The organism is Pseudoxanthomonas sp. LjRoot127, from assembly GCF_964253495.1.
GTDB lineage: Bacteria > Pseudomonadota > Gammaproteobacteria > Xanthomonadales > Xanthomonadaceae > Pseudoxanthomonas_A.
Genome location: NZ_CAXUQR020000002.1, coordinates 41,109 through 60,463 on the forward strand (window position 1 = coordinate 41,109; position 19,355 = coordinate 60,463).

The window sequence follows — 19,355 nt, forward strand, 5'->3', positions numbered from 1 at the left end:
ACGCCCTGCAGGCGCTGTCAATAAGCATGATACGCTAACGAAAGTTTCCACACCACGCCGCCGCCATGACCCAGCACACCACGCTCCTACTGGCCTATGAGGGCGAAGAGCGCCCGCTGGGCGCCCGCCCCCAGGCCCATACGTTCGAGACCGCTGGCCACAAGGACCAGTTCGAGCGAGGCGTCATCGCCGCCGGCGGCGACTATGACTTCTGCTATGACCCCAACGACGTCGTGCTGCCGGATCTCTCGATCGGGCCCTGGCCAGGTAACGTCGATGAAGACTCGATCCTGCTCGTGGTCGACCACGTGCGCACGGACAGCTCCGTGAAGGCCCTGCAGTTCATCTCGGTCGATGGCACCACCACCGAAGCGATCCCGGTCTCCGAGGTCGGCCGGCGTCCGTTCGACGCCATGGCGGACCGGATTGACTGCACCGCTTTTCGGGATGGCCAGGAGATTGCCCAGTTCGAGGTTGAGTTCGATGAGCTGGAGACGCTGCAAGAGCGTGGCAGAACCGGGGCGTTCCTGCTGGCGATGGCCCAGGACCGCGTCGAGGACGCAGAGCTGCTGCTGTACAGAGCCCCAGCCCCTTAATCACTAGACCTACTCGTCTTCCTCGAAATCCGGCGCGTAGTAGCCCGCTTCCGTGAATGCATCGTGTGGCCACGAGTAGTCGAATAGAGCTTGCGTCTCCATCAGAAACCGGTAGGCCCCGGCGGCCGTAGCCCGGTTTCCGGAACCTGGCGCGAGTACAAGCCTGTACTGATCACGCAGCTCCAGTAGTCGGCCGGCGCGCAAAGCCGCCAGCACACACAACACCAGGAACATGATCTGCTCATCGGTACCCACCTTGCCAGCGACCTTGCGGAAGTACGCCGGCCGCTGACTTTCCGTCTTGGAAACATACTCGCCGATCAGGTGCCAATACTTGCTATCAAACTCTCTGATCTGCTCTACGGAGAAAGCCTCGAATCGGCGGTGGATCGCTCTGATAGAGATGCCTTTGGACTCGGCGAAGTCGTCGGCCACGTGCCGAGCCATGCGGATGGCGTCATACCACGCCGCCTGCTCGTAAGAGCCCATACTCTTCTCGTGCGGATCAGTCCTACGGCGATACCGTCCTGCCATCGGAACGCTTCCTCTGTTTGCCGTTGGCAGAACTCTACCCCGATCCGACACCGCGGGTCGTCCACGACGATGCACAGCCGGCCGTGGCGGCCGCCGCGAACAGCGGGTTCCTACATAACCCCAGGTGAGCGGTTCGCTGTGTAGCGCTTGTGGGCGAAAGCAGGCGCCAGCCTGGACCCGCCCCACCTGTCACCTGGTGCCGGCGATCACTGCACTCCGGCACACATCCAGTCCATGACCTCTTCGGCATTGGACCCGGGCACAACGGGCTGGAATGGCGCGGCCGGATCATTCTCAGAGAGCAGAACGCTGCCGTCTGCGCGATACGCAACCCAGGTGCGAACCGCACTGGTTCGTGCCTTGCAGGTGAACGACAGGTGCTGGCGATAGTACGCCGCCTCGCCCTTGCGACCCGGGATCTGCACCCACACGCTGCTGACAGGACCGTTGGGCTGCACTGTGCGCAGATCCGCCAACCATGGGCCATCCAGGCCCTCGAACAGATCGAGCCATCGCGTGCCGGGTTCATTTTTGTAGCGCTTGTAGTACGAGATGGCGTCCCAGACGGTGACCCTGGCCTCATCCCTGTGCGCCCGATGCTCTGTGGCCATGGCTGCGACCGCATCCTCGACTGCCAGGCGTGCGGCCTCGGAGATCTCCTGCTGCTCTTCAGCGGTGCGCACGGGCGCATTCTGCGCGGCCGCCGCCGGCGCGATCAGCGCGGCCAGCACCATCACCCACCCTGCCTTGCTCATCCCTTCCCTGCCTGCGGCCTCGGCGCTGGCGGGGTGCCGGCGCTGTCCACCGGCGTTATACAACAGGGGCGATCAGCGTTGCACAACCGGGCTGACGACTACTCCACCAGATCCTTGGGGTTGGGCACCCCGGCCTGGATTTTGTCGTAGATCTCTTGGCGGTGAATGGCTACGTCTTTTGGCGCCTTGATGCCCAGGCGAACCTGGCCAACATCGGCCTTGGTCACCTGCACGATGATGCTGTCGCCGATGCAGATGGATTCGCCTGGTGTACGCGTGATGATGATCATGCCGGTAGTTTAGCGGCCGTAGCCTGGCGCCGAACCCGGCTCGTCCGGCTCAGGCTGCGCCTCCCGCAGCACCCGCGCAAGCTCGGGGCCGAGATCGGGCTCCATCTGCAGCTCACGCAGGCAGTGCCGCTGGTATTCCGGGTCCTCGAACTTGGCCAGGGCCTTCTCGTACAGCCGATATACCGAGTTGCCATAGACCTCGACCGCGCGGTCGACGGCGCCCTGCGGCAGGCCGTCCCATGCTCGGATCATCATCGCCAGGTCGATCAGATCGCGGCTGAGCGTGGATGCGTCCAGGCCGCGGTCCGTGTTGGCCAGCAGCTTCTCCGCGAACATGTCCTCCCTGGCCAGCAATGGAATGCCGGCGTCGGGGAAGGTATCGGCCTTGAGCAGATCGAGGCGGCCTTCGAGCACGAACTCGACCTTGATTGGCGTGCCGTCCTCGACGGCGAAGAAAGAGATCTTGTCCCGGTCCCATTTCACGGCGCGCAGCAGCGTGATGTCGCCGTTGCTGAGCTCGCCCAGCGATTGACTGGACACCGCTTCACGCAGCAAGCGATAGCCTTCCTTGTCGGCGACCATGAAGTCCACATCGACCGATTCACGGTACTCATCGAGCAGCAGCGCCGCGGCGGTCCCGCCGCCGAATCGCGCACCAGCCTCCCGAAGGATCTGCGCATCGAACTTTCGCAGCAGACGCGCAATACGCTGGTGATGCTGTCGCTTAAACATGCAGGACTCCGCTGCCGTAGGTGTCGGCAAGGCGATTGATCAGGGTTTTCTCCGCCGGCAACAGGCGATCACGATCCACCAGGCGCCAGTTGCGCTCGTAGAGCGACAGCGCCTCGGCCGCGGGGATCTTGGCCGTGGCCGTGCGGTTCCAGGCAAGCAACTTCAGTTCGGGATAGTCGGCCAATGCGATCAGATCCATCTCTTCCTCCGCCCCCATAGCAGGGGCCTGCAGTTGTCCGCGCATGCGGCGGATATCCGCTCGCGCAAGCTCAGGGTCAGCCACATGCATTTCGCGGCCAGGCATGAAGGAGGTGTGCTGCCGCCACGCCTCCGGCGGACGGCTTGTGTGGACGAAGTCGATCACACCCAGACCTGGGATGACGTGCCGGTACGTGCGCCCGGTGGTCATGACGGTCAATTGCGCCGGCGCTTGGGCCTGCAGCCCCAAGGCATGCAAGGCGCTCTCGCCGGTGAGGTAGTAGGCGTCATCCGGACGCAGGTGGCTCACGCACTTCTCCAGCGCCCACTGGGGCTGCTGGACGAAGGGATTGGCGTACAGACCCGGCGCCAAGCGCCGGATCGTACCGGCGCGCACGTGGCGCACCATGGCCACGCGGAACGAATTGACCTTCTCGCCCGCGAACAGGCGCAGCGTGCTCTCGCTCATCAGCCAGCGCCCCTTCTGGGCGAGCTGATGCAGGATACCGTTTAGCTGGGTCGTCCTCATACGATGTATATTAACATACATCGTTTGTCACTCGCCGATCAGGGGCTCACCGTTCAGCAGGCGGACCAGGTTTTCGGTCTCCCAGGCCGCCCAGCAGAGATCCGGATGCCCCCGATTGACGAAGGGACGCAGGAAATCGATGCGATCGACGACAGCCCCAAAGGTGGTGAAGCCGCCGAAATCGACCGGCCAGGCACGGAACGGGGACGAACCGGTCATGCGGCCTGCCAGAACCAGGGCCCTGTAGAGCCTTCCCGGCAGATGGCCTCGTACTGCGGCAGGTTGGTGCCGCAGAAGCCCTCCAGCTCGCGCACGGAGTCGAACGCCGGCGATGCCTTAACCACCCCAAAGCGATCGCCTGCGTAGAAGCCATGCTCGTTCTGGGCCAGGTCCAGACCGAACCAGTCCAGCACGATGGCCAGGGCCGCGTGCTGGCGCACGAAGGAGTGCAGCAGGGCGCGCTGGCGCTCTTCCGGTACCGACAGGAAGTCGCCCCGCTCCGCGCCCAGGACCTGCAGTCGCGCCAGGCTGGCGGGCAGCCTGCCGTCGTCGGATCTGACGCCGTTGTTGCGCAGCTCGCGCTCAAGGGCGGCGATGCGCTCTTCCTGCCAGGGCCTCACGGGCGCGGCCCGTTGGACAGGCTCTCGGCGACCTCGTCGGCCGTCTTCACTGCGGTGTTGAGCACGTCGCCCAGATGGGCGTCGGGATAGCTCACATCGCACAGATCCACGCGATCGCTCTCCGGGATGCGCTCCCACACGCCCTTGGCCTGAGACAGCAGCTGGCGGATCTGCTCCATCGCTTCGCTCGGCTCCAGGTCGGAGGGCGGCGCCTTAGGCGCCGGCTTCTCCACCGGTGCGGGCGCATGGCCGCGGATCACTTCCAGGGCCGACGTGTTCAGCCCCATCATCAGATCCTTGGCCACAAACATCAGCCGGTCCGAGTGCGATGCCAGCACCGGCGCCGTCTCCAGACTGACCGGCTTGGTGACATCGCGGATCACGAAAGTCGCGCCCACGCAGTTGTTGTGCGGGGCAGCGGCCTGCGGCTCTACGCAGAAGGCCAGCAGCCTGCCTTCTGCGCGCTTGTACAGGGTTTCGGCGTGCTGATCGCCCTCGAATCCGAGTTCACGGGCGCTGTTGCGTACGTCGACGATGCGGCGACCCCAAAGGCTGTCGAGGATCTTGCCGAACTTCTCGACGTGCGCGGGCTCGGCCATGATCGCGTCGTACCCACCGACGCCCATCATGGCGTCCACGACGTCCGGATGGATGGCCAGCGGCTGCAGGACCGCGCGATGCTGCGGCGCCCAGGCGCCCAACGGCGCGGGCTTGGGCGGCGCCGGCTCGCGTAGTGCGGTCAGTGCCTGGCGATCGACGCCGGCAGCGAAGTCCTCCGCGCTCAGCATCAGGCCATCGAGCTCGGTGGCCAGGACCCGCACGTTGGCCGCATCGGTCACGTCCTTGATGATGAAGGTCGACGACACGACATTGCGACCTGCGCCGACCTGCTCGTGTTCATGGGTGAAGATCAGAGTGCGCCCGTCAACGGTCTTGCGCAGCACCTTCTGGTTCAAAGGCCCTTCCCAGTGAAGGCGCCTGAACGCATTGCGTACATCCACCAGGCGACCCTGCAAGGTCGCGTCCAACGCGTCCTGCAAGGCCAGCTTGCTGGATTCGGAGGCCAGAACAGCGGCGTAACCGCCGGCCTCCATGATCGATTCGGGGAGCTGCGGGATCGCAGATTCCTTGCGCACAGGCAAAGCGGTCGTCGAATTCATGGGCGTAGTCGTCCTCTAACTTTGGTTAGAGTATCCGAATAAACATGCATGTCAACGACGTGGGGCGGGTGCCAGAGCTACACCGCTACCCGGCGCTACGGGGTGATGTAGGGACCCCTTCGCCGCCGGCGGCCCGAGGGGCCGGCCGTGCATCTTGGCGGGGTCGCAACCGGGGTGTTAGCGCATGCGCGGGCCGGTGCCCAGCTTGTCTTCCAGCTCGCTCATCTCGATCTCGCCCGACTCCACGTCTTCCAGGATCGTGTTGTCGAAGCTGGCCTCATCTTCCGAGTCCGAGCATGCGTAACCATGCGCTTCCAGGATATCGACCTTGTCCTGACGCGACAGGCGATTGAGCGTGGGCCAGATGTTGGAAACGTCGGTCATCGGTAGATCCTCGAAAGTGGCTTCATCCTACAACGAAAGTTGCTACGCCACTACGGGCGTAGGCCTGGCGTGGGCTCTTCCTGCTCCAGCCTGGCCACATGCTGCAGGCTGGAATCCAGGTAACGGATGACGTCGAAAGCACCGGCACCGTCGAAGGCGCGAATGGCGGCGGCCGTCGTCGGGTCATCCTTGGGCAGAAACACCGCGATGCAGTGCTCCCGTGGCTTGTCCACGCTCAGGAACGGGCCAAACCCTCCCAATCCCCGGGGCATCTCGCGCACGAAATGCGTCACCTGGTTGGCCTCGAAACACTCACGCAACTCCCGGCGCATATCGCCATCGTCGCGCAACGCGTAGACCCCGAACTGCGCGTCCAACTGCCGAAGACACCGTTTGTCGATCTCCTGCCGGTGATGCGCAGCCGTGATCGGCAGCTCGATCCCCAGCTGGCCGGCGATGTATCGAATCGCGGCGAACGTATGCGACCCGTCAGAGTTCGCCAAGTAGTGCCGTCCGGGCGCCCAAGAATAGGTGCAGATGTGGTCGCTCGGCCTCCCCGCGAAGATCCGCAGGCCTTCGTGACGCATCAAGCGCCCAATCGCCTCCGGTGTGACATCCTGGATCTTGTCGGGCCCATTGGCCTGCACCCAGAGATCCAGGTCATCGAAGTCGTGCAGGTTCGACTTGGAGCACGACAGGCCGGTCACCTGGCGCACGTCCAGGGTGATCGTGCCTTCGGTCTTGACCAGCAGGCCGGCCAGCGCCGGCACATCGCGCTTGGCGCCGATGTAGCCCATGCGCGAGTGATGCCAGCCGCGCAGCTCGCCGGCGGCCAGCCGCGGCCAATCCAGCCCGCGCCCGCCGAGCATTTCCCAGCAAATAACGTCATCGCGCGAGAGCGACTGGCGCGCCTTGGGCTGCACCAGGCAATCGGAGTGGTTGCGTAGTACGTCCCGCACCGAGGGGACTGCGCGGCCAATGGACCAGGGCCCGGAAAGGATCTTGCTGAGGTTCATGCGTTCTTCTTTTTGCGAGCGGCCATTATGGCCGCAGGCCCGGGGACAGATCTTCTTCGTCTTCCAGATCGGGACCTGGATCGCAGTTGAGTGACTGCGACACCAGCTCGAAGGCCGTCTCCGTCGCCGCAATACGGCCATCCAGGAACGGCACGATGTGCACCACGCGGTGCGGCGAGAACGCGGCATGGACGCGGTCCAGCTCCGGCACAGCGCTCTTGGCGATCCCCTCATCGAACAGTGTCCAGTTGCGGCGCGCCGGTATCGGCGGCTGATACTGCAGGACCGCCATGCCCGCCACGCGCGGTCGATCGATTCGCTCGATCACGCGCTCATTGGCGTCGAGGATCAGGTATCCCGTCCCCGGAAGGGTGATGTCGAACTGCTCGCGCAAGCGCCGCCACGCGATCAGCTCCATCCCCAACTCATCGCGGCGCTCTTCGGTCGTCATGACCACTACGTTCTCCCTCGTTTCACCCACGTTAGAAGCCCACTGCGACTTTCATCGCCTCTTCGCGCTCTTCGTCCAGCGACGGCGCCGGCGCGTGCCGGCCGCGCTTGAACATGGGCATGCTGTCCATGACCACATCGCGCATGGCATCGGTGATGCGCATGCTATGCAGCTCCGTCATCGGAGCATCCCGGCCTACAAAGACCGCCACACCCTCTTCCAGGAGTGCCTTGGCTTGGTAGTAGTCGAGGTCAACGCCACTCTCGCTGCGGAAGACGTCGAACGTGGCCAGGTCTTCCAGTTCGTCGGGCATCAGCAGACCCATTCTGTACGCATCGCCACCGGCCGCCGGCGTCTCGATGCGCGTGGTGGACACCTCGCCGCCCAATGGCTTGGCCCAGCGCTTCACGGCCGCCGGCAGGATCTCGTCGTAGAACCCGCGCATACCCTGCCCGCCCACGGTCAGCCCCTTACCTTCCACGCGACCGTTGGGCTGCGACATGATCTGCTCGAACACGGCCTTGCCGAACAACTTGCGGGCGCTCATCCCGATGGCCTTGCGTTCATCGCAATACACGACCGTGCCCTCGGCATCGAGCCTGCAATGGAACACCAGCTTTCCATCGCGCAGCGCACCCACGTTGGTCAGGTGACCGGCGTTGGACCAATCCACCACATTGACCTGCTGCCGCAGCTTGGTGGTGTAGCGGTCGATCTGCGTGTCGCCCGTGGTCCAGGCCACCTGGTGATAGCCCGCTTCCGCGGCCCAGCGCACCAGACGGCGGTACGCCAGCAGCGCCCAATCCTCGGAGCGCTTGAGCGGCGTATCAGGCACGGCATCGAAAGGCGTCTCCAGCGTACGGTCCAGCTCGTCGAGTCGCTGCTGTACCGTCAGGCGGCGCGCCTTCTGCTCTTCGCCGCCGGTGCTGGAGGTACGCTCCAGCTCCGTGCGCAACGCGGCGCGCTCCAGACGCATGGACAGGCGCCTGGCCGCCAGCTCCGGCGGCGCAAAGCCTCGCTCACGCCCTGCCTGCGCCCAGTCCGACTGGATCTCTTCGATCACCAGCGTGCGCAAGCCGTGCTCATCCTTGCGTTCGCTGAAACGCGCATGCACCAGGATGCCGCGCTTGTTGCTGAAATGCGTGGACTGGAAGCGCTGCTCTCCCTCCGTCTCCCGGTAGGCAGAGTAGACGTGCGCGGCCGCCGAGAAGTTGGAATGCAACGCATTGATCTCGGCCACCGGCGCACCCCGCTCACCGGCAGCTTCCAGCGCCTGGTGCGTGGCGTGGGACTCTTCCTTCGCCTGCCGCGCAGCGCTGCCACTGGGTGCATCCATCATGATCAACAGCTCACGGTAGCTATCCTGCGGATCTTCGTTGGACCAGGGCAGCTGATGGCCGGCGTACCAGGCCGGCCGCTCGCCGGCGCGCCGTGCCGCCGCCATTGCTTCCTTCAGCTCTGCAGGCAGACGAGATTCGTGGATGTCCTCGCCATCGGCATCCAGAATCTGGATGTCTTCATGGTGAATCCGCAACTCATACCCGGCATCTTCCAGCGCAGCGCGTGCGGTCGGCATGTCCCCGTACACCCGCGTGGTGAGCTTGGGCACGCTCTGGCGCACGAAGTCGGCCAGCTCGGCACGGCTGATGTCGCCTTCACGGCCCTTCAGCCAAGCGTCCACGCCCGTCCAGGCGCGTTCGGTACCCTTGATCTGGCCGCGGCGCTGCGCGCCGTCCAGCCATTGCAGCCACTGCTCGGCACCGGCGCGCTTGGGCGCGCCGTTGATGCCTTCCAGCGAGCGCAGCAGGGCGGAGTGGAAGATCTCTTCATCTTTCGCGCCGGCGGCGCCGCGCTTGAACGCGACGGGAGCGAAGGCCTTGACTGAGGCCAGGTCCCACAGAACGTAGTTATGCGTGGGCTCGCTAGCGCTCACGCGGCTGTGGCCGTCCAGGTAGCGCAGGCCGGAGTAGCCCGCGCGCCCCAGCGCGTGGGACGCCGCCTCAGGCGTGCCCAGCACGACCTCCAGCGTGTGGTAGAGATCTCGCCCTCGGCGCCCGTATGCCTCGGGCTGATCGGCCCAGGCATCGGCCAGACGCGCGGCCTGCGCCGGCTCCAGCACCGCGAGCACGGTCTGCAGCTGTTCGTCGCTGACGGGCTGCTCCCACTCCAGCAGCAGCGCCTCATCGTCGATGTCGGCTTCGTAGATGAACCCCTCGCTGGCCAGGTGTCGGGTATCGGCCATCAGCAGGCCCGGATCGGACAACAGGCGGCATGCCGCTTCGGCCTCGCGGATGAACCACCGCGTGTCACGCAGCGAGGCTGACGCCCGATCGATGGCATCCACGTCGCCGGCGACGTTGGCGCGAGACAGACGGTCTTCATCGTCCTGCAGGTACTCGCCCAGCGCCCGCACACGCTCGCGCTGCTCGGCCAGCACCATCTCTCGCGCCTGATCCAGGCTCTGCCCCTGGTCCAGCAGGAAGCGCAGCTCACGGCTGGCCAGCGAGCCGCCGGCAACGCCGCCGGCCGCATCGAACGCCGCGGTACCGGCGCTGTGCGCCAGCAGAACGCCACTGACGCGAGCGGCTTGCGGATGGAACCGCTCAAGCCGCTGCAGGATGGCGCCGATCATGCCGCGGCGCGGCTCGTCCATGCCGTCCACAATGCGCTGCAGGTCATCGCTGCGATAGCCGCTGGCCTGCATGTGCAGCACCCAGTTGGCCTCATCGCCGGCGCCGGCGCCGAGCACGCGCTCAGCCACGGCGGCCAGCTCACCGCCGGTGGTCATCTGGTCGCCGAAGCGCACGATCTGCGCCTGGTAGGCCAGCTTCTCGCGGTAAACCGACGCCACTTGTGAGGCCTCGGCGAAGTACATCCCATAGCCGAAGGCGTTGCCGCCCTCGCCAGACTTGTTGAAGTCCAGCGAAGGGCGCTCGAAGCGCGCCGGGCTGCCGTGGTAGGCGCGGCGGAACTGCACGCCGCTCAGCACCGGGTCCAGGCTCGCATCGAAGATCGACACGACCTGGCTGGAGTCGAACACGCGGTACTCCAGCGCCGAATCGTCCAGGAAGTCATACCCCGCAGCCGCAATGGTCTCCTGATCGCGATCGAACAGATCCACCGAGGTGAACGGGCCATGGAACACGATGCCGTCATAACCGGCGCGCTTGACCAGCTCCACGCAACGCGCGTCATCAGCAACGCGATATACGTCGGTGTAGGAATCCTCCGTGAGCACGTCATCGCCGCCCGGGTAATACTGCATGTAGTCGCCGCCGAAGTCCTCCGACTCATCATTGACCAGGCGCACGAACCCGCTGCGCCCAAAGGCGTCAGCCGCTTCCTCGTACGTGACCTTTCCACTGGGCTGCAGCGCCTCCCAGAACTCGCGCAGCGTCACCAGGGGATCGAGCTCTCCCAGCACCACCGGATTGCGGATATCGAGATAGCACGCGCTCACGCGCGGCACCTGCGGGTACACGCGGGAGTTGCAGGCGTAGACGCTGGCCACGTCCGGCGAGATGGTGAACGGAATGGAGGGCAGCTTGGATTCGATCGCCGCCGGCGTATCCGAATCAGCGTACTGGCCGCGGTAGACCGTGCGCAGTGATCCATCGGCATTGCGGACCTTGCTCTGCTGCAGGCGCTCGGCCGCGGTCGGGTCCGGCGCCGGCCCGCTGGCCAATCGGAAGGCCAGCTGCAGGTCTTCGGCCAGGTTGGACTCGCGCGTGCGCAGCTTCCAGTTCTGCATCGCCCACACGATGGCCCCTTGCGCGGCCTGCAGGTCCTGCACCAGCTCGCGGCCGCCCAGGCTGCCTTCAACCACGGGGCCGGCCTGGCGGAACATCGCCACCAAGTTGGCCATGAACTCCTGCAACCACTCCAGCAAGCGAGCCAGCAGGTCGCGATCGTCGATCGCTTCCCAGACATGCGGGTCCAGCAGCAGGTCGCCGACGATGTCTGCCACGGCCTCTTCGCGGATCAGGTCATCGTCCATGACCTGCATGTCCTCACGCAGGCTGCGGCGCTTGAGGTCGTGGTAGTACCGCGCCCACGCGGTAGCGTTGATCGCCGGACGCAGCTGCTCCACCAGCTCGGCATAGAGCTCCGGCTGCTGGGCGCGCATCTGGTGCACCGCCTCGTGCGCCAGCACGCCCATGGTGGGGAACTCGCTGTCCACGCTGACGTAGATGCGGTTGTCGCTCCGTTCCTTTCCGCTCACGCCGGCAAAAGCGAGCCGGTTGTCCTGCCCGCTGTAGCGGATGAACACCGGCTCCACGTTGAGCACCTTCGCGATGGCACGGGCACGCAGTGCCGTGCGCGGATCGGGCGTGGCCAGCCGGACGTTCTCCACGTCGGCATCAGGCCCGAAGAAGTGTCGCAGGTTGCCGCGCAGCGAACGCAGCTGGTCCGCGTCACGCAGCACCTGCGCTTCGTGCATGTCGCGCTCGACAGCGCCTGGGAAGACCGTCCGCAGAGCGCCCAGCGAGACGCTGAGCTCGTTGCGAACGAACCGGGCCGCGCCCTGGGCCTGGAAGCCCAGCGCGTGCATCAGCGGCGACAGGCGGCCGCCGGCGGTGCTCTCCACCACCAGGCGAGGGGCGTCCTGCGCGTGCTCGACCACCATGCGCGCACCGTGCGCGGAAAGATCTGCCCACCGCATCGTCGTGTTCTCCATCGATCAGGGCGCCGCCGAAGCGGTGTGCTCCGCCACCTTGCCGTAGGCGATGGCCTGCAGCCGATCGCACAGCGTGTCCATCAGCTCCGGCGTGTGCTTCTTGGCGTCCACGAACGCCCACAGCGCTTGGCGACCATCACAGATATCGCCGCTGATGGGATCGGGCAGGCAGAACTCCACCTGCGGGAACTCCGCGCTGAGCGCACCGAGGTGGCCACGCAGGCTATTGCGCACCTCCGCTTCGGGCAGCACGTCCAGCGTCCCATCGGACTCGGACTCCTGCGTGGGGAACTCCACCTCGCACAGGATGCCGAAGTTGCCTTCCTTGCGGACGATGAACGTCAACTCGCTCTCCCCGTGCATCATCCCCTGCAGCTGCGTCAGCAGGTCGCTGTCGCGCTCCAGCACGGCCAGGCCCGGCTTGCGCCAGCGGTAGGAGGGAGCATCATTCAGGCCGCCCCAGCGATCGGACAGGTTGGTCTCGATCGCCCAGCCATAGGGCATCACCACGCCACCGATGTTGGCTTCTACCGTGGTGCCGCAGACCAGTGCGTCATCGGACAACAGGCGCTGACCCAGCGCCTCGCGCTGAGCCGCGTCCAAGGCGCCATCGGGGACGAATGCCCAGATGCCGGGGCGGCCTTCCACAGCGTGCTTGTGCGGCACCAGGCAGAAGTCCACCTGCGGGAAGTCCTTGGCCAGTACGGCCAGATGGGCGCGCTGCGCGTCGACCACCGCCTGGCGCGCCGGCAGATTCTGCGCGTCGTCCATGATGGGATCGCCCTGCACCGGCACTTCGGTCTCGAAAAGGACACCGTACTTTCCGTCCTTGAAGCTGATGAACGTCAGCTCATCCCACATCTGCTGCTGCAGTTGGGCCAGCAGCTGCGGCGAAGCGAGCAGCGCGGCGCCCTCCGGCGTGGCGCCACCGTACTGGGCCTCCACCACACCGAAACGATCGGAGATCCCTGGACGGACGTGCCAGACCTTCATCTCGCCGCCAGGAACCTCGACAAGATCACCTTCCAGGGAGAGCTCAGGCACCGCGGCCACCGGCACGCGCGGCGTAGCGGGCGCGAACGCTTCAGCCGGCAGCGTAGGACGCGACGCGGCTGGCGGCGCGGGCGCCGGGTCTTCATCCCCGTTGACCTTGCGAATCAGCTCGGCAATGGCCGGGATACCGAAGGCCTTGGCATCGAGGCCAGCGTTGCGGTAACTCGGCTCGGCGGTGACCACCGCCAGCGCCTCTTCCTTCTTCGCCCGCAGGGCGCTTAGCGCTTCGCTGAGCAGCAGCGCTTCGCTGTCCGACACCAGCAGCACCGTCTTGCCCTCGTTCAGCGCCGGATGACTCTTCAGCAGCGAGGTCAGGCCTTGCAGCGCCACCTGCGTGCGGGCCTTGTACTCCATGCCCGCCGGCGGGCCGATGTTGTCGAAGTCCGGATACGGCACGAAGTTGTACGCGGTACCGAAAGTCGCTTCCAGGAACTGACGCGGGTTCGCTTCCATCTCCCCGCGCAGGCGCTCCAGCAGCGCCGGCTCATTCGCGTTGAACTCGTTGCGCATGCGCTCGGCCACTTCGGGGTCGCGCTTGAGATTGATCTTGTCGGACATGGTTGTTTCCGGTCGAAAGTGGGGTGCGATCAGGGGCGCGGCGAAGACGGCTCGTCTTCTTCCGCCTCTTCCAGGGCCGCCTGCGCCGCAGCGTTGGCGTCCACATATTGCTGCAGATCCCCGGGCAGGACCTGCGCTTCATGGATGGCCACCAGCGCATCCTCAACAGACCCGTCCCCTTGCGGAATCTCGCTGATCTGATCCGGATCGGCGTCGTCCACGTCGTAGTCGACTGCCACAAGCTGCGCTGGCGTGTCGGCCCAGACGTTCTGCACGACGCCGCCGGTGATGTTCACGCCGATGCGCGGCGGGATAAACGCCGGCGAAGTCTGCAGGCTCAGCTGCAGTGCCTTCTGGTGCAGCACGCTACCGTCCATCGCGTGCTTGAAGATGTGCATCAGGGCTTCGCCGTCGCTGGCGAAGATCTCTTTCTCGTCCTCGCGTTGGATGTCCAGCTGTTCACCGGAGGCGTGATCGATGGTGAAAAGGTTCCAGCCTTCGGCCGCAGCAGCGGCGTTGTCTTCGGCGGTCCAGGAATAGGGGTTGTTGCTCACAGGGCGATTCCTACGAATGGGGACGAATGTCAGGGCTTCATGGACGGGGCGTCGGGCGCGAACGCGTCGTCGATATGCATCTCCTGCCACGGCTCGCTCATCTCGTCGCCGTTGGGGAACGCCTTGACGACCAGGTCGTCATCGCGCTTGCTGATGCACAGCGCAACGCCGCCGGCCTTCAGCCAGACGTTGCCGCGCTTGCTGCCCTCGGGCACTTCGAGCACGTAGTCGGTCTCGTTGGCGCTATCGCCCGGATTGCCCAGGGCGATGTTGATGACGTCGCCTCGCTCGGACGGGCCGGGGCGCGAGAGAAAGGAGATCTCTTCCATGTGGGCCTGCACCTGACCCATGCCTTCCCACTCGATCGTGGTGATCTCGGTGGTCGGGTTGTAGGACATCACGCGCGCCAGGCCGTTGTCCTTGCTGTTCTCGCGGCTGTCGTAGTAGACCCAGTCGCCAGTCTCAGGACGCCAGGCCGCCGGCGCATAGGCCGACGTCAGCTCCTTTGCGCTCTCGATGTACTGGACGATGTCCGCCACGCCCGGGCTGTCGGGATCTTCCGGACCCTCTTCGGCCGAGATGCACAGGTCCTCAAAGCGGGACTCCGCGTACGGCAAGACCTGTCGCAAGGCGACCTGGAGCCGGGCGTACTGCTCGGCGGTGGGAACGAAGGAAGCGAACTCAGGCATGGGACCATCCGGGCAGGGGCTATGTCCGGATAATACCGCATACTCTAACGAAAGTTATCTGCCACCTTGTGACGAAAGTCACCGCTTGCCGCGGCGCTTTCATTGTGAGCCGCGTAAGTGCCGCAATGGCCTTACGGCCTGGGCCTTTCAGGCTCCAGCTCATGATCCACAACCTCGATGACGGACCGATCGATGACACCGTAGGTGTCATGGGCCTCGCCAGAGCTGTCGCGCTCACGGAACGCAACGACCTGGAACCCCAGGGCTGCGATGGCCTGTGCGTCCTCTGGATGGTCCAGAATCGCCCATAGCTCCGCGGGATCAAGCATGCCCACCTCTTCGCCGAAGCGCGCTTCAAGGATCGCGTAGGCGGCGGGATCACCAACCCCCCATGCGCCTTCGGTCAGGTCGAGCAACTTGGCCTTGCCAAGCTCCACGACCGTCAGCACCGCCCCGAACGTGCGGGCGTAGTCCGCATCGGGCGTGAAGAAACTCGCCGGCGATGTCACCTCGTAGCTGCGCCCCATGGTGAAGCGCTGGGACGGCTTGCTGACGAACTCTGTCCGCGCCTGGTCGCTACCGTGATAGAGCTGCACGCGACTCATCCTCCGCCGCCGGGGCGGCGAACTCCACCTGGTACAGCTTGCCGCTGCGGGCATCGGTGGGCGTGCGATCGGTCTTGCTGACCAACACGATCGGCACGTCTGCGCCGGGCGGGAAGACGATCACCTGCACGTGGCCCGCCTTGGGCAGGTCCTGCGGCTGTTCCCACGCTTTGAGCAGCAGCTGCGTCTGGTTCGCCGTGACCAGCTCCGGACGCCCAAGTGGGCGAAGGCCCATGGCCGGCGCATGGTGCACGAGCTCAGTCGTTGGCGCCGGCACGATGTACCGCTTGATGCGCTCACGTTCCTCAGGCGACAGCGTTGCCAGGTACTCCGTATAGTTCACAAGGACCTCCGATTCGACATCAGGCTACCACTGCCGTCGCCGTGCTAGAAGCGCGGCGCAGCCGGAACGTCCTCTTCCAGCTCATCCGCTGGCGCGTCTTCCTTGCCTTCCGGCTCGCTGGCACGCTTGAAGCAGATACGCGGATCTTCGGGATCGAATTGCCCCCCATTTCCGGTGGCACTTTTGACCTGCTCAGGCGCAAACGCCAACCAGGTCGTGTTCGTCACTTCCACGTCCAACTTTCGATTCAGGCGCTTACCCTCGGCGAGGTTCGGGTTGTAGCGCACCGACTCGCGCGTCTTGACGCCGTCATAGCCCATCGACTTCAGCACGGCCATGACCTCATGGCTGTCCAGGTGGCTCCAGAGCCTGGAGCTGTCCTTCAGTCGATCCTGGAGCGTGCGCGGTTCCGAGCTGGCGCCGCGGGCGCCCGGCATGCGATGACCGAATGTCCAGTTGGCGGCCTGTTGGGGATCGGCCTGCACCTGGTTCCACCATTCCAGTGCGGAGGCCTCCATGATGTCCAAGCACCTCTGCATGTCGGCGTCCGTCGCGCCCGCTTTCTCGAACAGCTGCCTCACCGTCATGGAGTCATGCACCGAGTGCATGCTCAGGTCCAACGGCTTGTTGATGGCCAGGTAGACCGGCACCAGCGCACTGCCCTCACGGATGCGCGCATTGCTACGCCGGCCACCGTTGATGAAGACCGCAGCACCACGCACGTCCTCTGCAAACCAGCTGCCCGGCTTGAAGGCCTCGAAGGCCCGGCTGGTTCCATGAAACACGACGCGCGGCTGGCCCTGCTCATCGACCACGGCCGATCCACCGAACCACGCCTTGAACAGCGGGCTTTGCTCCTGCTGCTCGCTCACGGCCTCATCCTGCATTCGTCTTCCTCTTCAAGGTAATCGCCCAGGTCCACGATGTGGATCTGGCTGGGGTCGAAAACCACATACTCCGGTGGCTCACCCGGCGTCGCGTACAGCACGCACGAGTCGTAGCCCTCGGCCTTCAGCATCGCCTCCGCGTCCTCGACCTCCAGGTGCACGAAGTCATGGTATGTCCGCGCCACGTAGGGCCGCTCCATCACCAGGCGTGCGCCCGTGACCGCTTCCCCATACGTGGTGGCGACCGTGCGATCGGGCGAGAAGTAGAAGGCCTGCGGTAGCAGGTTCCCCCCACGGTCATCGCCGAATCCCTTGCGGAACTCGCTGCGGACCACGTTGGAGCCGTGGAAGAGCACTGGCGCGAGCTCAGGGCGCTTCACGCCCACGATCACCGGCACGCTGGCCACACCGGAGGCCAGCGCCGCGGCGGCGCGGTGGTAGCCGTCCCAGATGAAGCCGGCCTGGCCGTCGTCCATCACCACCAGCGGCAACTGGATCTGCCCGCTCAGCATGTCGCTGTAGCGTCCGTCCAGGTGCTTGTTCTCTTCGCTCAGCCACGCCGCATCCGGTACGTGCTGCAGGCGGGCGATCGGGTACTGCTCCACCAGGTACCAGTCCAGCTCGCTGGCATCGGCGAAGCCCTCATCGCCAGGGACGAAGTTGTCGTTGCGTACCGACCAGGCTTCCGCGACTTCGGCACGCTTGGCATGCCAGATGCCGCCGGCGGCGGCGAAGCTCAGAACCTCGGGGCGCATGCGCGTTCCTCGTCGTCATCATCGGTCGCCGGCTCCGGCTCGGCGGCCCGCTTAAAAGCGATGCGCGGGTCCTCAGGGTTGTAGTCGCCGTTGTTGGCGATAGCGGACTTCACTTGCGAGGGCTCCAGCACGACGTAGGCCTGCTGGCCACTGAATTCATCATTCCCCGCCTTCGCCGGGTCCGCCTTCAACGCAATGCCGTCGTAGCCCATCGTCTTGAGCCACGTACGCAGCTCGTCGACCTGCGCCTGTCCGAAGCGGAACGCAGCCGATTCCGTCACGCCCGGGCGCACCACCACCGTCTCCGGATCGGTACCGGCAAGGCGATGGCCAATGCGGACCATGCTGGCGAAGGTCACCCGCCATGGCCGAGCGATCGACAGGTATACCGGGTAGATCGCACCGACGTCGCCGGAGTACATCTCGGCGCCCGCCTTGCCAGGTTCGCTGGAGAACCACGAACCCAGCGTGTCAACGCTCGGGCGCCGACGCACGATGTTGACCGACGCCAAGCGATCGAAGATCTCGATGTTGCCCAGCTGGCGGCCGTCCGCTTTGGTCCACGGCGTCGTGCCGTGGTAGACCACCAGAGGGCGCCCCTGCGCGTCCACGACCTGCGACTGCCCGAACCACGCGCGAAACTGCGCGGTGTCCAGGTGCTCGGGCCAGGCAGCGCTTAGGGCCGCAGGGAGCATTCGTCGTCCTCACCATCGTCTGGGTCGTCGCTAACGCCGGTAGCGGCCAGCGCTGCGTCGTAGACCATGCCGCCATGCTGCGCGAACAGCCCACGTACGATCTCGCGCACCTGCGTGGCTTCTTCGTCGGTGAACACCCTCTGCATCGTTCCGGCGTTGACGATGTCCTCGCCGACGTCATCGGGGTGGAAGTCCAGGCCCTGGTCGGCCATCTTCTCGAACCACTCGTACATCGCCTCCCGGCTGCCGGTGTCGCACGTGGGAACGCGCGACGGCGACGGGGGCAGCGCATCGAGCTGCGCCTGCACCCGACTGACGATCTTGTCCGCCAGTTCCTCGTAGCTGTCGGCGGTGACGAAGCTGGAGCCGTCGAACAGGTCCACCTGGCGGCGCTTGCCATCGATCACCGCGATGGTGGGTACGAAGGCCCGCACCTTCCGCGTGAACAGGCGGATCTCCACGTCGAGCGTTGCTTCAGCCTGGGCCTTGGCCCTGACGTACAGCGAGGCGTCCTCGTTGAGTTGGAACTGCCCGGCCTCGAACGTCCCGAAGCGCCGGTTCTTGAAGTCGTTACCGGAGAGCTTGTGCGAGGGCGGCAGCTTCAGCCGCCCTTCGATGGCCCCGAGCGTCGCGATCGCGCGGGTAAGCATCCCCTGCCCGATCGGCTGCAGGACCGGCAGGAAGGCGTTGTACTCGGCCTTGGCCGCGATCAGCGCTGCCCCGGTGGCACGCGAAGGCGAGCCCTTCTGCACGCGGCGCAGCAGGCGGTCGAACTTCTCGAACGCCTGCTGGCCTTCCATGTCCGGCGTGGTCGCCGGCTTCGTCGTCTCGTTGCTCATGCGCTCATCCCCATGCGCGGGCGGTCTTCTTCCGGCCACAACGCGTCCGTTTCCCAGAAGTCATCGCTCAACCCCAGCTCCAGCGAGGGGTGCAGCGGAATGTCGATGCGGTTGGCCTGCACGTCGGTGGCGCCAGCCGGCAAGATGTAGATCTCCGCGGGCACACCGTCGCTGTTGAGGTAGACACGCAGGCCGGTCAGCTCTTCGCGATCGGCACGCAGTCGCTCGACCTGCTGCACCAGCCAGTCCTGGTACGCCTCCGGCGGCGGATTGCCGGACACCGCTTCCTTCACGCAGGCGTTGAAGCGCGCCTGCAGCAGCATCAACCTCGTGGACAGCCCGGCGGCGGCCGCACTGCGGCCTTCATTGCCCGATGTGTCGCCGAACAGGAACGCCTGCAGTTCGTGCACGTTGGTGGGAGGTTTCGTCACCAT

The 19,355-nt window shown here is 65.5% G+C and carries 23 protein-coding genes; 1 reads left to right on the forward strand and 22 read right to left on the reverse strand.

What is annotated here, in order from left to right:
* The first annotated feature begins 65 nt into the window (after positions 1–65).
* Complete coding sequence (locus ACSQ19_RS19010; RefSeq protein ID WP_436001167.1) at positions 66–596, forward strand: hypothetical protein; 531 nt, start codon at positions 66–68, stop codon at positions 594–596.
* Between the two features lie 9 nt (positions 597–605).
* On the opposite strand, the gene ACSQ19_RS19015 is transcribed toward ACSQ19_RS19010, so the two are convergent.
* The 22 genes from ACSQ19_RS19015 to ACSQ19_RS19120 form a co-directional block, all read right to left on the reverse strand.
* Positions 606–1,085, reverse strand: a complete 480-nt coding sequence (locus ACSQ19_RS19015) for a hypothetical protein (RefSeq protein WP_436040809.1) — start codon at positions 1,083–1,085, stop codon at positions 606–608.
* Between the two features lie 251 nt (positions 1,086–1,336).
* Positions 1,337–1,885 carry a surface-adhesin E family protein gene (locus tag ACSQ19_RS19020; RefSeq protein WP_436001171.1) on the reverse strand — a complete coding sequence of 183 codons (549 nt, stop codon included), beginning with the start codon at positions 1,883–1,885 and terminating at the stop codon, positions 1,337–1,339.
* 98 nt (positions 1,886–1,983) lie between these two features.
* Positions 1,984–2,175 (reverse strand): carbon storage regulator CsrA, encoded by a 192-nt coding sequence (csrA, locus tag ACSQ19_RS19025; RefSeq protein WP_436001173.1) that lies wholly within the window; start codon positions 2,173–2,175, stop codon positions 1,984–1,986.
* 9 nt (positions 2,176–2,184) lie between these two features.
* Positions 2,185–2,937 (reverse strand): nucleotidyl transferase AbiEii/AbiGii toxin family protein, encoded by a 753-nt coding sequence (locus ACSQ19_RS19030; RefSeq protein WP_436001175.1) that lies wholly within the window; start codon positions 2,935–2,937, stop codon positions 2,185–2,187.
* A complete protein-coding gene (locus ACSQ19_RS19035; RefSeq protein WP_436001177.1) occupies positions 2,900–3,574 on the reverse strand; it encodes a hypothetical protein in 675 nt (224 codons plus the stop codon). The genes ACSQ19_RS19030 and ACSQ19_RS19035 overlap by 38 nt, the downstream gene beginning before the upstream one ends.
* An 87-nt stretch (positions 3,575–3,661) precedes the next feature.
* On the reverse strand, positions 3,662–3,853 hold the full coding sequence (locus ACSQ19_RS19040; protein WP_436001179.1) for a hypothetical protein: 192 nt from the start codon (positions 3,851–3,853) through the stop codon (positions 3,662–3,664).
* Positions 3,850–4,254, reverse strand: a complete 405-nt coding sequence (locus ACSQ19_RS19045) for a hypothetical protein (protein ID WP_436001181.1) — start codon at positions 4,252–4,254, stop codon at positions 3,850–3,852. The genes ACSQ19_RS19040 and ACSQ19_RS19045 overlap by 4 nt, the downstream gene beginning before the upstream one ends.
* Positions 4,251–5,414: a hypothetical protein gene (locus tag ACSQ19_RS19050; RefSeq protein ID WP_436001183.1), complete on the reverse strand. Its 1,164-nt coding sequence runs from the start codon at positions 5,412–5,414 to the stop codon at positions 4,251–4,253. The genes ACSQ19_RS19045 and ACSQ19_RS19050 overlap by 4 nt, the downstream gene beginning before the upstream one ends.
* 177 nt (positions 5,415–5,591) lie before the next feature.
* Positions 5,592–5,798, reverse strand: coding sequence for a hypothetical protein (locus ACSQ19_RS19055; protein WP_436001185.1), 207 nt, complete (start codon positions 5,796–5,798; stop codon positions 5,592–5,594).
* Between the two features lie 50 nt (positions 5,799–5,848).
* Positions 5,849–6,814, reverse strand: a complete 966-nt coding sequence (locus ACSQ19_RS19060; protein WP_436001187.1) for a DUF6685 family protein — start codon at positions 6,812–6,814, stop codon at positions 5,849–5,851.
* A gap of 25 nt (positions 6,815–6,839) precedes the next feature.
* Positions 6,840–7,265 (reverse strand): hypothetical protein, encoded by a 426-nt coding sequence (locus tag ACSQ19_RS19065; RefSeq protein ID WP_436001189.1) that lies wholly within the window; start codon positions 7,263–7,265, stop codon positions 6,840–6,842.
* Positions 7,266–7,296: 31 nt separating this feature from the next.
* Positions 7,297–11,928, reverse strand: a complete 4,632-nt coding sequence (locus ACSQ19_RS19070; protein ID WP_436001191.1) for a hypothetical protein — start codon at positions 11,926–11,928, stop codon at positions 7,297–7,299.
* Between the two features lie 18 nt (positions 11,929–11,946).
* Entirely contained in the window at positions 11,947–13,554 is a 1,608-nt protein-coding gene (locus ACSQ19_RS19075) for a hypothetical protein (RefSeq protein ID WP_436001193.1), read from the reverse strand.
* Positions 13,555–13,583: 29 nt separating this feature from the next.
* Positions 13,584–14,108, reverse strand: a complete 525-nt coding sequence (locus ACSQ19_RS19080; protein WP_436001195.1) for a hypothetical protein — start codon at positions 14,106–14,108, stop codon at positions 13,584–13,586.
* 29 nt (positions 14,109–14,137) lie between these two features.
* Complete coding sequence (locus ACSQ19_RS19085; protein ID WP_436001197.1) at positions 14,138–14,797, reverse strand: hypothetical protein; 660 nt, start codon at positions 14,795–14,797, stop codon at positions 14,138–14,140.
* 131 nt (positions 14,798–14,928) lie between these two features.
* The gene (locus ACSQ19_RS19090) at positions 14,929–15,393 is read right to left on the reverse strand and encodes a hypothetical protein (RefSeq protein WP_436001199.1); all 465 of its coding nucleotides are present in this window, start codon (positions 15,391–15,393) and stop codon (positions 14,929–14,931) included.
* Positions 15,374–15,745: a hypothetical protein gene (locus tag ACSQ19_RS19095; protein WP_436001201.1), complete on the reverse strand. Its 372-nt coding sequence runs from the start codon at positions 15,743–15,745 to the stop codon at positions 15,374–15,376. Before ACSQ19_RS19095 ends, ACSQ19_RS19090 begins: the two co-directional genes overlap by 20 nt.
* Positions 15,746–15,789: 44 nt before the next feature.
* The gene (locus ACSQ19_RS19100; RefSeq protein WP_436001203.1) at positions 15,790–16,617 is read right to left on the reverse strand and encodes a hypothetical protein; all 828 of its coding nucleotides are present in this window, start codon (positions 16,615–16,617) and stop codon (positions 15,790–15,792) included.
* Complete coding sequence (locus ACSQ19_RS19105) at positions 16,614–17,387, reverse strand: hypothetical protein (protein WP_436001205.1); 774 nt, start codon at positions 17,385–17,387, stop codon at positions 16,614–16,616. The genes ACSQ19_RS19100 and ACSQ19_RS19105 overlap by 4 nt, the downstream gene beginning before the upstream one ends.
* Positions 17,369–18,082 carry a hypothetical protein gene (locus tag ACSQ19_RS19110; protein WP_436001207.1) on the reverse strand — a complete coding sequence of 238 codons (714 nt, stop codon included), beginning with the start codon at positions 18,080–18,082 and terminating at the stop codon, positions 17,369–17,371. Before ACSQ19_RS19110 ends, ACSQ19_RS19105 begins: the two co-directional genes overlap by 19 nt.
* Positions 18,064–18,921, reverse strand: coding sequence for a hypothetical protein (locus ACSQ19_RS19115; RefSeq protein ID WP_436001208.1), 858 nt, complete (start codon positions 18,919–18,921; stop codon positions 18,064–18,066). Before ACSQ19_RS19115 ends, ACSQ19_RS19110 begins: the two co-directional genes overlap by 19 nt.
* Positions 18,918–19,355, reverse strand: coding sequence for a hypothetical protein (locus ACSQ19_RS19120; RefSeq protein WP_436001210.1), 438 nt, complete (start codon positions 19,353–19,355; stop codon positions 18,918–18,920). Before ACSQ19_RS19120 ends, ACSQ19_RS19115 begins: the two co-directional genes overlap by 4 nt.

Bases quoted from the DNA above. Each gene is read 5' to 3' on its own strand.
- ACSQ19_RS19010 (WP_436001167.1), top strand. From the start codon at position 66: ATGACCCAGCACACCACGCTCCTACTGGCCTATGAGGGCGAAGAGCGC.
- ACSQ19_RS19015 (WP_436040809.1), bottom strand. From the start codon at position 1,085: ATGGGCTCTTACGAGCAGGCGGCGTGGTATGACGCCATCCGCATGGCT.
- ACSQ19_RS19020 (WP_436001171.1), bottom strand. From the start codon at position 1,885: ATGAGCAAGGCAGGGTGGGTGATGGTGCTGGCCGCGCTGATCGCGCCG.
- csrA (WP_436001173.1), bottom strand. From the start codon at position 2,175: ATGATCATCATCACGCGTACACCAGGCGAATCCATCTGCATCGGCGAC.
- ACSQ19_RS19035 (WP_436001177.1), bottom strand. From the start codon at position 3,574: ATGAGCGAGAGCACGCTGCGCCTGTTCGCGGGCGAGAAGGTCAATTCG.
- ACSQ19_RS19040 (WP_436001179.1), bottom strand. From the start codon at position 3,853: ATGACCGGTTCGTCCCCGTTCCGTGCCTGGCCGGTCGATTTCGGCGGC.
- ACSQ19_RS19050 (WP_436001183.1), bottom strand. From the start codon at position 5,414: ATGAATTCGACGACCGCTTTGCCTGTGCGCAAGGAATCTGCGATCCCG.
- ACSQ19_RS19055 (WP_436001185.1), bottom strand. From the start codon at position 5,798: ATGACCGACGTTTCCAACATCTGGCCCACGCTCAATCGCCTGTCGCGT.
- ACSQ19_RS19060 (WP_436001187.1), bottom strand. From the start codon at position 6,814: ATGAACCTCAGCAAGATCCTTTCCGGGCCCTGGTCCATTGGCCGCGCA.
- ACSQ19_RS19065 (WP_436001189.1), bottom strand. From the start codon at position 7,265: ATGACGACCGAAGAGCGCCGCGATGAGTTGGGGATGGAGCTGATCGCG.
- ACSQ19_RS19070 (WP_436001191.1), bottom strand. From the start codon at position 11,928: ATGCGGTGGGCAGATCTTTCCGCGCACGGTGCGCGCATGGTGGTCGAG.
- ACSQ19_RS19075 (WP_436001193.1), bottom strand. From the start codon at position 13,554: ATGTCCGACAAGATCAATCTCAAGCGCGACCCCGAAGTGGCCGAGCGC.
- ACSQ19_RS19085 (WP_436001197.1), bottom strand. From the start codon at position 14,797: ATGCCTGAGTTCGCTTCCTTCGTTCCCACCGCCGAGCAGTACGCCCGG.
- ACSQ19_RS19105 (WP_436001205.1), bottom strand. From the start codon at position 17,387: ATGCGCCCCGAGGTTCTGAGCTTCGCCGCCGCCGGCGGCATCTGGCAT.
- ACSQ19_RS19110 (WP_436001207.1), bottom strand. From the start codon at position 18,082: ATGCTCCCTGCGGCCCTAAGCGCTGCCTGGCCCGAGCACCTGGACACC.
- ACSQ19_RS19115 (WP_436001208.1), bottom strand. From the start codon at position 18,921: ATGAGCAACGAGACGACGAAGCCGGCGACCACGCCGGACATGGAAGGC.
- ACSQ19_RS19120 (WP_436001210.1), bottom strand. From the start codon at position 19,355: ATGGTGACGAAACCTCCCACCAACGTGCACGAACTGCAGGCGTTCCTG.